The sequence below is a fragment of the Pontibacter actiniarum genome, from assembly GCF_003585765.1.
In the GTDB taxonomy this organism is placed as follows: domain Bacteria; phylum Bacteroidota; class Bacteroidia; order Cytophagales; family Hymenobacteraceae; genus Pontibacter; species Pontibacter actiniarum.
In genome coordinates this window covers 1752780-1763951 of sequence record NZ_CP021235.1, presented here as the reverse complement: position 1 = coordinate 1763951, position 11172 = coordinate 1752780, and the positions used below count along the sequence as shown (strand labels likewise).

General features: G+C 55.0%; 11 protein-coding genes. 10 read left to right on the top strand and 1 reads right to left on the bottom strand.

The features are described 5' to 3' along the window. Positions 1-2: 2 nt before the first annotated feature. From CA264_RS07645 to CA264_RS07605, 9 genes are all read left to right on the top strand, one after another. Positions 3-602 carry a chemotaxis protein CheW gene (locus CA264_RS07645; RefSeq protein WP_025606031.1) on the top strand — a complete coding sequence of 200 codons (600 nt, stop codon included), beginning with the start codon at positions 3-5 and terminating at the stop codon, positions 600-602. Between the two features lie 24 nt (positions 603-626). Further along, complete coding sequence (locus CA264_RS07640; protein WP_025606030.1) at positions 627-989, top strand: response regulator; 363 nt, start codon at positions 627-629, stop codon at positions 987-989. Positions 990-1031: 42 nt separating this feature from the next. Further along, positions 1032-2168 (top strand): chemotaxis protein CheB, encoded by a 1137-nt coding sequence (locus tag CA264_RS07635; RefSeq protein ID WP_025606028.1) that lies wholly within the window; start codon positions 1032-1034, stop codon positions 2166-2168. Next, the gene (locus CA264_RS07630; RefSeq protein WP_025606026.1) at positions 2143-3783 is read left to right on the top strand and encodes a chemotaxis protein CheA; all 1641 of its coding nucleotides are present in this window, start codon (positions 2143-2145) and stop codon (positions 3781-3783) included. Before CA264_RS07635 ends, CA264_RS07630 begins: the two co-directional genes overlap by 26 nt. A gap of 31 nt (positions 3784-3814) precedes the next feature. Continuing rightward, positions 3815-4462: a chemotaxis protein CheC gene (locus CA264_RS07625; RefSeq protein WP_237151195.1), complete on the top strand. Its 648-nt coding sequence runs from the start codon at positions 3815-3817 to the stop codon at positions 4460-4462. Positions 4463-4561: 99 nt separating this feature from the next. After that, positions 4562-5374 (top strand): putative phage abortive infection protein, encoded by an 813-nt coding sequence (locus CA264_RS07620; RefSeq protein ID WP_025606022.1) that lies wholly within the window; start codon positions 4562-4564, stop codon positions 5372-5374. A gap of 160 nt (positions 5375-5534) precedes the next feature. Continuing rightward, positions 5535-6842, top strand: coding sequence for a polyamine aminopropyltransferase (gene speE, locus CA264_RS07615; protein ID WP_025606020.1), 1308 nt, complete (start codon positions 5535-5537; stop codon positions 6840-6842). Between the two features lie 16 nt (positions 6843-6858). Next, positions 6859-7929 carry an agmatinase family protein gene (locus tag CA264_RS07610; protein ID WP_025606018.1) on the top strand — a complete coding sequence of 357 codons (1071 nt, stop codon included), beginning with the start codon at positions 6859-6861 and terminating at the stop codon, positions 7927-7929. A 168-nt stretch (positions 7930-8097) separates the two neighbouring features. Beyond that, complete coding sequence (locus CA264_RS07605; RefSeq protein WP_025606016.1) at positions 8098-8430, top strand: phage holin family protein; 333 nt, start codon at positions 8098-8100, stop codon at positions 8428-8430. 82 nt (positions 8431-8512) lie between these two features. Here CA264_RS07605 and CA264_RS07600 read toward each other — a convergent pair whose 3' ends face one another. After that, positions 8513-8848, bottom strand: a complete 336-nt coding sequence (locus CA264_RS07600; RefSeq protein ID WP_025606014.1) for a four-helix bundle copper-binding protein — start codon at positions 8846-8848, stop codon at positions 8513-8515. A gap of 175 nt (positions 8849-9023) precedes the next feature. On the opposite strand from CA264_RS07600, the gene recQ reads away from it, so the two are divergent. Continuing rightward, a complete protein-coding gene (recQ, locus tag CA264_RS07595; RefSeq protein ID WP_025606013.1) occupies positions 9024-11156 on the top strand; it encodes a DNA helicase RecQ in 2133 nt (710 codons plus the stop codon). The last annotated feature ends 16 nt before the right edge of the window (positions 11157-11172 follow it).

Here is an 11172-nt window from a genome sequence, read left to right as displayed (position 1 = left end):
TTATGGGAAAAGAAGCGAAGAGCAAACCAGAGGCAGCCGCCCCTGAAGAGAAAGCCCAGGTGGCAGCGCCGGAAGTGAAGCCGGATGCCAGCGAAGCCTCTACTGCCAAGGCGGCCAAAGAGCAGGTGTCGGCTGAGATGGTGCACCTGATCGTGTTTAAGCTGGGTACGGAGGAGTATGCGATCAAAATCGACCAGGTAAAGGAAGTAACCATTACGCCGAGTGTTACCCGCATGCCGCGCACGCCGGAATTTGTAAAGGGAGTAGCCAACATCCGTGGCGATATTATTGCCATCATGGATATGGAGCGGCGTTTCCAGATCAGGCCGGCGGAGTTGCCGGCTGGGCTGGCCCCGAACGTCTCCTACACACTGGTGATCGAGGCAAAAGAATACAGCATAGGGGTAGAGGTGAAGGAAATGCCGCAGTCTCTGAACCTGCCTGTAGCCAAAATCGACAGGGCCCCTTCCTTTTTGCAGGATGTGAGCGTGAGCGAGAACTTTATTGAGGGCATTGCCAAAACCGATAACCGGCTCATCATCGTGCTGGACATGCACAAGGTCCTGACGCAGGATGAGATAAACCAGCTGTCGAACACATAAACCTAGAAACTGTACTTTAAAAGTATGAAAAGAATACTAATCGTAGATGATTCCTTCTACATGCGCACCATGTTGAAAAACATGCTCACCGATGCCGGTTACGAAATCGTGGGTGAGGCACCAAACGGGCAGACGGCACTGGAGCTAGCCAAGGAAACCAAGCCCGACCTGATTACCCTGGACGTGATTCTGCCCGACAACACTGGTCTTGATGTGCTAAAGGGCATCCGCAAGGATAACCCGGAGCAGAAAGTGGTGATCGTAAGCGCGGTGGGCCAGGAAGTGATTGTAAACGAGGCGATGGAAAACGGTGCCAAGTCATACATCGTGAAGCCGTTCTCTGAGGAGAAGGTGCTGGAGGTGGTGAGCAAGGTGCTGGCCGAGTAGCCGGTTCTATTTCCCGAAGGATAAGAAAGCAGAAGCAAAGCAGTGCAGGAGAAGAGTAGGGAATTACGGGTACTGATAGCAGATAAATCCAGCTATGTACGGCTGGTGCTGCAGGATATCGTTGACTCGGAGCAGGATATGCAAGCCACGGGAGTGGCAGCGGATGCAGACGAGCTGCTGGGCCTGCTGGGGGCGGATGAAGCCGATCTGGTGATCCTGGACTGTGACTTGCCCGGGAACGAAAACCTGCTGGTGCTGAAGCGCATCTTCAGCGAGGTGCCCAAGCCGGTACTGCTGCTGATAACGCAGGAGCAGCTGACGCTGGATCTGCTGAAGCAGGCGGTGGAGCTGGGGGTGTACGGCATCGTGCTGAAACCCGGCCGGGGGCGTTATGCCAACTACAGAAGTATAGCCGCTGAGTTTTTGCGCAAAGTACGCGCGGTAAGCGAAACAGAGCTGTACAACGTGCAGCGCCGGCTGGAGTACCTGCAGCAGGAGATGGTGCTGCTGGCCGAGCGGCCAGTGAAGCGCAAAAGCAGCCCTGTAGACACTATCATCGTGATCGGAGCCTCAACAGGCGGCACCCAGGCGGTGGAAAGCATCGTCAGCCGGTTATCGCCGGAGCTGCAGGCTGCGGTGCTGGTTGTGCTGCACCTGCCGGAGAAGTTTACCCGGTCCTATGCCAAACGGCTGCAGCGCCTCACCCCACTAAAAGTGGTGGAGGGCCGTGCGGGGTCGTTGCTCAGGACAGGGAAAGTGATTGTAGCACCCGGTGGTAAAAACATGGTGGTGGAGCCTTTTATGGGTGACCCCGCCAACCTAAAAGTGGGCTTTACAGACGAACCGACGCCGCTTTTTGATCAGCCTTCCCTTGATTTGCTGCTCCGCTCCGTGGCGCAATGCGCAGTGCGGAACATGGTAGGTGTGGTGCTGACAGGCATGGGCAAGGACGGCACGCTGGGAGCATCATACATGCGGGAGCAGGGTGGTTTTATGGTGGCGCAGGACGAGGCGACATCAGTCATTTTTGGCATGGCCAGATCTGCCATCCAAAGCGGATACATAAATAAAGTGCTGCCCTTGCAGGAGATACCGCAGTTCCTGAACAGGTATGTGGCAGGGCAGCAGCAGGTCAGTGCAACTGACAGTGACTATGAAATCGAGAGAACAGGAGTATAAAGAAATATTCATCGCCGAGGCCCTGGAGTACTTTGATGCACTCAACAGGCATATCAGCACGTTGGAGAAGGAGCCGGAAGACGAGCAGACGCTGGCCGAGATCTTTCGCTTGCTGCATAACCTGAAGGCAAACTCTAAGGCGATCGGTTACCTGCAGATCTCGGATGTGTCGCACAAGCTGGAGACCGCCTTCAGCCTGATCCGCAACAAGGAGCTAGCTTTTAGCGAGGAGGTCGTAACGGTGCTGTTCGACGGCATCGACATGCTGGGGGAGCTCATCCACAACGTGGACAACCCGAACTATGGGGAGCCTGACCCGGTGTTGCTGCGCAACCTCGACATCATTGTAGAGAACCTCTCCGACAGCACAATTGAGCTGGCCAAGGTACAGAAGTACAACACGTCCAAAAACCTGTCGCTCTCGGAGCTGATCTACATCCAGATTAAAAAGCTGGACCACATGATGAACCTGGTGGGGGAGCTGATGATCGACCGCGACCGCATCCTCTCCATCAGCCGCGACCTGAACAACGACGAGCTGAAGAGCGTGAGTTCGCACCTGTACCGTATTACAGAGGACCTGCAGTACAGTGTGATGGATGCCCGCCTGGTAAACATCGGCTCGCTGTTCAATAAATTTCCGCGTATTGTGCGCGACATTGCCACCGCCGAGAAAAAGGATGTGGACCTGAAACTGACGGGGCAGGACATTCAGATTGACCGGAACATCCTCCAGATCATCACTGATTCGCTGCTGCACCTGGTGCGGAACGCGATCACCCATGGCCTGGAGACGCCGGAAGACCGGAAAAAGAAGGGCAAGGAGCCGGTGGGCAACCTGACGCTCAGCGCCCAAAGCGACCGCGATAACGTGGTGATCAGGCTGCAGGACGACGGCAAGGGCATCGACCTGCGGAAGGTGAAGAAAACCGCCGTGGAGCGGCAGCTGGTATCGGCAGACGTCGCCAAGGGGCTGGCAGATAATGAGCTGCTCTCATTCCTGTTTGAGCCGGGCTTCTCCACCGCAAAAGAGGTTACCGAGTACTCGGGCCGTGGTGTGGGGCTGGACGTGGTGAAGAACGCGATTGACTCCATAGGCGGGCGAATCTCCGTAGACTCAGAGAAAGGCGCCGGGACCACCTTCATACTGCAGCTGCCGACGTCTATTGCCGTAAAAGGGGCCCTGCTGTTTGAGGTGGATGAGAACTACTACGCCATTCCGCTCATACACACCGACCAGGTGGTGGCCCTGGACAAGGATGAGCTGCATGAGGTGGGGGATGTGCTCATCGCCAACCTGAAGGGGGAGACCGTAACGGTAGTGTACCTGAACGAGCTCCTGAATGCCCCGGAGGCAAGTATGAAACTCGGAGACAAGACCCGGCTGAACGGACAGGTGCAGAATATCATCATCGTGTCGTACAACAACAGGAAGCTGGGGTTAATTGTAGATAAGCTGTACCGGCAGCAGGACATTGTGGTAAAGCCACTGAGCAAACCGCTGGAGCAGATTGATATTTATGGGGGCGTTACGCTGCTGGGCACGGGCAAAGTGTGCCTGGTGCTGGATGTACCGGCAGTAACACGCTACTTTATGAGCAAAAGGCAGGCATGAGGCGATGGGAAGCAACACAAACGCAACAACAATGATGATGGAACCTCAGATAACGGAGTTAGAGAGAGATATTATCAAGGAGATACTCAACATCGGTCTGGCAAGAGCGGCGGATTCTTTCGCGGCCATTGCCCAGGATAAGGTACTGCTGAAAGTGCCCGACATCCAGCTGATCGAGGTGAAGGAGCTTCTGAAGCTGGTGGCAAAGTATGAGGATACCCACGCCATCATTCAGTCCGATGTGAAAGGAGACTTTAACGGCGCCACGCTCATGCTCTTCTCCGACGAGCATATTGTGCGCCTCTCCGAAGTGTGCCTGGGCATGCTGGACGTGCAGCCGGGGGAGCTGTCGGTGATGCAGGAGTCGCTGCTGCTGGAGATCAGCAACATCATTACGGGCGCCATGGTGACACAGCTGGCCAACATCCTCAAGGCCAATATTTACGGCTCCCCGCCAAAGGCTCCCAAAAACCACATAGCCGACTCGCTGAAGGATATCCTGGTGCAGCACCCGCTGTTTCAGCCGCTTGTGTTTACCGTAATCACCCGCTTTACGCACAACTCTAAAAGCGTGGAGCTGCCGCTGCTGCTCTTCTTTGATAGCAAGACGTTCCTGAAGATACTGGATATTATCCGCACCTTTGACCTGGGCAAAAACAACCTGATGGAAACCGACTGAGCCAAAACACAGTAATGTAGCGTATTTGAGCAACGGGGTGGCGAGCTGCAGGTGCAGCCACCGCCTGCACGCAATACATACTAGCGCATTACGAACCACATGTCTGAACCCAAGCAGAAACTCAGCAAGTACGAACTTACCGGCTACATTTTAATTGTGATGGGGGCCGTGGTACTTGTTTGGGGAACGATCAAATTTGACTTAGTGAAAGAGCTCTACCTGGACCCCGCTGACCGCGAAGGCGTTTTTGGGCAGTACGGAGAGTTTATCGGCGGCATTGTCGGGTCGCTGTGGGCGCTGGCGGGGGTGTTTCTCTTCTTCGCCACCCTTACCTATCAGAAGCGCGAGTTTGAGCTGCAGCGCTTTGAGCTGCACAAAACCCAGAAGATCTTCCAGCAGCAGAACTTCTCCACGCTCTACATCAGCTTCATTCAGAAGCACAATGACATCATCGACGCCCTTACCGCCTACGACATCAACGAGAGCGCCTGGCGCGGGTCCAACTTCTTTGTGTTCTTTCAGGAGAAGGTGCTTACCTCCTTTGTGCAGAAAGTACGGAGCCTGGAGCCGCACGAGAAAACCGCGGCCGAGCTGCACCACATCTTCCAGGACTACTTTACCTACCACTTCACCTTCTACCAAAACTCGCTCAACCCTTACCTCAAAAACCTGAGCGTGCTCTTCAAGCTTATCCAGAAGTACAGGACGGAGGCCCAGGACCAGGGCGAATACTACAGTTTTATCACCAAGGCTAACTTTACCCAGGCAGAGCTGTTCCTGATTTACCATGTGGCGCAGTTCAGCCTGCTGCAGGAGTTCAGCGCCATCGACAACGCCTTCGACGTGTTTGAGGACATGGTGGAAGAGTACAAGGTAGAGCACATTGTGCGGCAGGAACTGGTGCGCCAGTAGGAGAGAGGGCACAGGGGGCGATTTCGCAACAATAGGTATAAATTATTAACGCGTTGGCTCCCAATGGAGTATACAGGTGTGCTGCAGTTATACTTTTGATAATAGCGGCAGATTTCGTTTTTTTGTTCTCTTATTGATTTTTAACCTTCTATACCCATTGATGAACGCTTTAGGTAGACACATTCTTGTTGAATTTTACGATTGCTCCCCTGAGCTGATGAATGATGTTGTTCACATAGAGAACAGCATGGTAGCCGCCGCCGAAACCGCCGGTGCCACCGTCATCAACAGCACCTTCCACCACTTCTCGCCTTACGGTGTTTCCGGTGTGGTGGTAATCCAGGAGAGCCATTTGGCGATCCACACCTGGCCAGAGTACGGTTACGCTGCCGTGGACCTTTTTACCTGCGGCGATTCCGTAGATCCATGGGTCTCTTACACTTATCTGAAAGACGCCTTCCAGTCCGGCCACGGTTCTTCCATGGAGCTGCGCCGCGGCCAGCTCAGCCTGCTGAAGCGCAACGACTTTAACCTGGATGCCCTGCGCGATGTGGCGCCTAAGTCTATAGAGGCAGACGGCACTATCACGCGTGATGTGTGGTTTACGGAGCGCGACGAGAACATCGCGCTGTCGCTGAAGCACTCCGGCAACCAGCTTTACAAGAAAGACTCGCCGTACCAGCGCGTGGAGGTGTTCGAAACACTGGCCTACGGCAACATGCTGACGCTGGACGGCATGGTGATGTGCACGCAGAAAGATGAGTATGTGTACCACGAGATGATCACTCACGTGCCGATGTTCAGCCACACCAAGGCCAAGCGCGCGCTGGTGATCGGCGGCGGCGACGGTGGTACCGTGCGCGAGCTGCTGCGCCATGAGCAACTGGAGGAGGTAACGCTGGTGGAGATTGACGAACTGGTGATTGAGGCTTGCAAGCTGCACCTGCCGGAAACGGCCGTGGCGTTTGGCAACCCGCGCCTGAACCTCCTGGTAGAGGACGGCATCAAGTACATCAACGACTGTGAAGACGGGCGCTATGACCTGATCATTGTTGACTCTGCTGACCCTGTTGGCCCAGGCGAAGGCCTGTTCACCGCTGAGTTCTACAGCCAGGTGTACCGTTGCCTTACCCCGGACGGCGTGATGATTACGCAGTCGGAGTCGCCGCGCTTTAACAGTGGCGTGTTTGTGGAGATTTACGAAACCTACAAGCAGATCTTTGGCCAGGATAAGGTGCATTGCTACCTGGCAGCTATCCCGACGTACCCAACTGGCACCTGGAGCTTCTCGTACTCCTCAAAAGGCAACTCGCAGCCACTGCAGTTCGACCGTGAGGCAGCGGCGAAGTTCTCTAAAGAGCAGGGCCTGAAGTACTATAACGAGGATGTGCACACTGCCGCATTTGCCCTGCCAAACTTCGTGAAGGAGCTTTTGAGCAACGGCTCGCAGCAAGCAATCAACGCATAATCAGCAGAACCAACTGATGAATAGCAAAGAACAGAAAATACAGAACTTCGACCCGAACGGTGTAGGCGATATTAGCGGAGGCCTGTTCGGCCTTCCCTTTACCGTAGAGGAGTCGGAGGTGGTGATCATCCCGATGCCCTGGGAGGTTACGGTGTCTTACAGCGCCGGAACCGCACAGGGGCCGCAGGCAATCAAAGACGCCTCTCCGCAGCTCGACCTGTTTGAGCCGGGGATCAAAGACGCCTGGAAACTAGGCGTCGCTATGGAGGACATCTCTGAGGAGTGGGCCGCCACCAGCGAGGCGCTGCGCCAAAAAGCCGAGGCGTACATTAACTGGCTGGAGGCCGGCAGTCCCGAGATTGGAAGGGCTGAGTTCGAGAACCTGCCAGCCGAGGTAACTGCGAAGGGCGAGGAGCTGCTGCAGTGGCTGAAGCAAAAGGCGCTGGCGCACCTGGAGCAAGGGAAGCTGGTAGGAGTGCTGGGCGGTGACCACAGCACACCGCTGGGCCTGATGCATGCACTGGCCGAGAAGCACGAAGAGTACGGCATTTTGCAGGTCGATGCCCACGCTGACCTGCGCGACGCCTACGAAGGTTTTGAATACTCCCATGCTTCCATCATGTTCAACGCCCTAAAGCTGCCACAGGTGAAGAAGCTAGTGCAGGTAGGCATTCGCGATTTGTGCCAGGCAGAAGCAGAGCTCGCGGAGCAGTCGAACGGCCGTGTGACCATCTTCTACGATGCCACCTTGAAGGAAAACATGTATGCCGGGGACAGCTGGAAGAAGGAGTGCAAGAAAATCATTGCACAGCTCCCGCAAAAGGTATACATCAGCTTTGACATAGACGGACTGGACCCGAAACTGTGCCCTGCCACTGGCACGCCGGTACCGGGCGGCCTGGAGTTTGAGCAGGCGGTGTATCTGATGAAGCAGCTGGTGAAGTCTGGCCGCGAGATCATTGGCTTCGATTTGTGCGAGGTAGCTCCCGGCGACAGCGAGTGGAACGGCAACGTTGGCGCCCGCATGCTGATGAAGCTGTGCAACTGGATGGCTGTATCGCAAAAGCGCCTGGAGGCGCAGCTGTAAGCCGCAGCCGAGCCCGGTTTTTTGCAATAAAAGAGAAAAAGCCTCACAAGCCTTGTGCCTGTGAGGCTTTTTGTGTCAGTGCTACATCCAAAGTCTACCTTTTATCGGGTGGCGGCCGTATGCATACAAAACAAAGTATAAAAACTATATACGTTCAAAGAGATACACATGGGATTTATTATTAGACTTTTGATTGTTGGAGCCGCTGCGCTGCTTTCTTCCTACATTCTGCCAGGGGTGCATATTTCTGGCTTTGTCGCCGCTGTGATACTAGCCTTGGTGCTGGCGTTGCTTAACGCCGTTGTGAAGCCTGTTTTGGTTATCCTCACCATACCGGTGACGATCCTAACCCTGGGCTTGTTCCTGCTGGTCATCAATGCGCTGATCATACTTTTGGCGAGCGCCATTGTGCCCGGCTTTCTTGTTGATGGCTTTCTGTGGGCGCTTCTGTTCAGTTTGGTGCTGTCCATCATCACAGCCATTATAGACGCGATCGTGTAGCCGTTTAGGGCGAGTGAGAAATAAAAGAGAGGGCCAGCAGTTTTTACTGCTGGCCCTCTCTTTTATACTTATATCCGGTAGGTTATTTCTTCTGCATCCACTCTTCGCAGGCATCCGCGCACTCTTTGCAGGCGTCAGCGCACTTCTGGCAGTGGTCCATGTCATACTTGCGGCACTCTGCCTCGCATTTGCGGCAGATTTCAATGCACTCTTTCATCACATGCTTGGCGTGAGCCGAGTTGCGGGCTACAAAGCGGGCAGTCACCACGCATATGTCCGCACAGTCACGGTCAATCATAATGCAGTCTGCCATTTTCTTTACATCGTCTTCCTGCAGGCAAAGTGTGGCGCAGGTTTCGCAGGCGGTCATGCATTTGATCAGTACGTGTTCCAGGTTGTTTGTTATTTCAGATTTCATAGTTTTAAATTTTATTCTCTTAATGATGCCTTTAGGTACGGCTGCAGGCAGGCATAGTTACCGGAAGGGGCAAAGGCAGCGGAACTAACTCGTATTTGAACGGCATTATGGGTATCTTTGTGGAACAGAAAGTGAAGCAGATACGCAGGTTCGCCTGCAGTTAGAAACAGTAAGTATGGCAACGATACGGGAGGCGAGAGAAGCCCTGAAATTATACTTTGGTTATGAGCAGTTCCGCCCCATGCAGGAGCAGATCATAGAGGGGGTGCTGCAGGGGCAGGATGTGGTGGTACTGATGCCGACAGGCGGGGGCAAGTCCGTGTGCTACCAGGTGCCGGCGGTCGTGCAGCCGGGTATGTGCGTGGTGGTGTCGCCGCTAATTGCCCTGATGAAAGACCAGGTGGAGGCGCTGCTGGCGAACGGTATCCCGGCGGCCTACATCAACAGCTCCCAGAGCGCCGAGCAGCAGTACCAAATCGAGAACCAGTGCCTGGACGGAAAGCTGAAGCTGCTGTACGTGTCACCGGAGAAGCTGCTCTCGTCGGGTTTCATGGCCTTCCTGCGCCGTATCAATATTTCGCTTTTTGCCGTGGATGAGGCCCACTGTATCTCCTCCTGGGGCCACGACTTCAGGCCGGAGTACACGCAGCTGAAGGCGCTGAAGCAGCAGTTCCCCACCACGCCCGTTATTGCCTTAACAGCCACTGCCGATAAACTGACGCAGAAAGACATTCAGGAGCAGCTCTATTTGCGCAACCCGCAGGTGTTTGTCGCCTCCTTCGACAGGCCCAACATCAACCTGATGGTAAAGCCCGGCAAGGACAGGTTTAACAAGATCACGGACTTCCTGATGCGCCGGCAGAAGCAGCCGGGCATCATCTACTGCCTTAGCCGCAAAGCCACCGAGTCGCTGGCCGATAAGCTGAAGCGCAACGGCTTTAACGCCTCCTACTACCACGCGGGCATGTCGCCTAACCAACGGGCAAAGGCACAGGAGGACTTCCTGAACGACGACACGCAGATCGTTTGCGCCACTATTGCCTTCGGCATGGGAATCGACAAGTCTAACGTGCGCTGGGTGATCCACTACAACCTGCCCAAGAATGTGGAAGGGTATTACCAGGAGATAGGGCGAGCCGGCCGCGACGGAGCCCAGTCGGATGCGCTGCTCTTTTACAGCTATGCAGACGTGATGAACCTGCGCAATATGCTGCAGGATAACCAGAACGAGGCCCAAACGGAGCTGCAACTGGTGAAGCTGGAGCGCATGCAGCAGTTTGCGGAGGCCGCCGCCTGCCGCCGCCGAATCCTGCTGCAGTACTTCGGCGAGACGATGCAAAAGAACTGCGGCAACTGCGACATCTGCCGCAACCCGCCCACGCGCTTTGATGGCACCGTGATCGCCCAAAAAGCGCTTTCAGCCATAGCACGCACGCAGGAGCGCGCCAACATGAGCTTGCTGGTGGATGTGCTGCGGGGCGCCCGGAATGCCCAGGTGCTGCAGGCAGGCTTCGACAAAGTGAAGACCTACGGTGCCGGGCGCGACGTGAGCCCGCTGGACTGGAACCGCTACCTGCACCAAATGCTAAACGAGGGGCTTATTGAGATGGCCTATGACCAGGGCTATACTTTAAAGCTGACGGAGCAAAGTAAGGAGGTGCTCTTCTCAGACCGTAAAGTGCAGCTGGTGAAGTTCGAGGAGGTGAAGCAGGAAGAGGCCGCCGTAAAGGCAAGGCCGAAGCGCGAGCTGATAAAAGACGCGCTTTTCGAGAAGCTGCGCGCGCTGCGCAAGAGCCTGGCAGACGAGTACGGCGTGCCGCCTTACGTGATCTTTACTGACACCACCCTGCAGGAGATGGCGGCGGAGCGACCTACGAACAAAATTGCCATGCTGGCCATATCGGGTGTTGGCGCGCAGAAGTTTGAGCGCTACGGCGATGCCTTTATCACCGAGATCATCGATTTTATAAACGAGGAGCAGAACAAGGGGACTAAGATGAAAGGTGCCACCCACCTGGCCACTTTTGAGCTGCTGAAGAAAGGCCTAAGTATAGAGGACGTGGCGCAGCTGCGCAACCTGAACCCGGTGACGATATTCTCTCACCTGGCCACCCTTTACGAGCAAGGCTACGCGGTGGATGTACAACGCTATGTGAGCAAAGCAGAGTATAAGGTCATTTCAAAAGCCATCGCAAAGCTAGGGGCCGATGCCAAGCTGAAGGATTTGTTCGAGGCGCTGGAGGAGCAGTATGAGTACTACAAGATCCGCCTCTCCGTTTCCATTTTTAAGAAGGAGAACACCTGGTAAAGAACTCCGTCATCAT

Excerpts from the sequence above, each read along its gene's own strand:
- CA264_RS07605 (WP_025606016.1), top strand. The coding sequence starts at position 8,098 with ATGGGATTTATTATTAGACTTTTGATTGTTGGAGCCGCTGCGCTGCTT.
- CA264_RS07630 (WP_025606026.1), top strand. The coding sequence starts at position 2,143 with ATGAAATCGAGAGAACAGGAGTATAAAGAAATATTCATCGCCGAGGCC.
- CA264_RS07610 (WP_025606018.1), top strand. The coding sequence starts at position 6,859 with ATGAATAGCAAAGAACAGAAAATACAGAACTTCGACCCGAACGGTGTA.
- CA264_RS07620 (WP_025606022.1), top strand. The coding sequence starts at position 4,562 with ATGTCTGAACCCAAGCAGAAACTCAGCAAGTACGAACTTACCGGCTAC.
- CA264_RS07640 (WP_025606030.1), top strand. The coding sequence starts at position 627 with ATGAAAAGAATACTAATCGTAGATGATTCCTTCTACATGCGCACCATG.
- CA264_RS07600 (WP_025606014.1), bottom strand. The coding sequence starts at position 8,848 with ATGAAATCTGAAATAACAAACAACCTGGAACACGTACTGATCAAATGC.
- CA264_RS07625 (WP_237151195.1), top strand. The coding sequence starts at position 3,815 with ATGATGATGGAACCTCAGATAACGGAGTTAGAGAGAGATATTATCAAG.
- recQ (WP_025606013.1), top strand. The coding sequence starts at position 9,024 with ATGGCAACGATACGGGAGGCGAGAGAAGCCCTGAAATTATACTTTGGT.
- CA264_RS07645 (WP_025606031.1), top strand. The coding sequence starts at position 3 with ATGGGAAAAGAAGCGAAGAGCAAACCAGAGGCAGCCGCCCCTGAAGAG.
- speE (WP_025606020.1), top strand. The coding sequence starts at position 5,535 with ATGAACGCTTTAGGTAGACACATTCTTGTTGAATTTTACGATTGCTCC.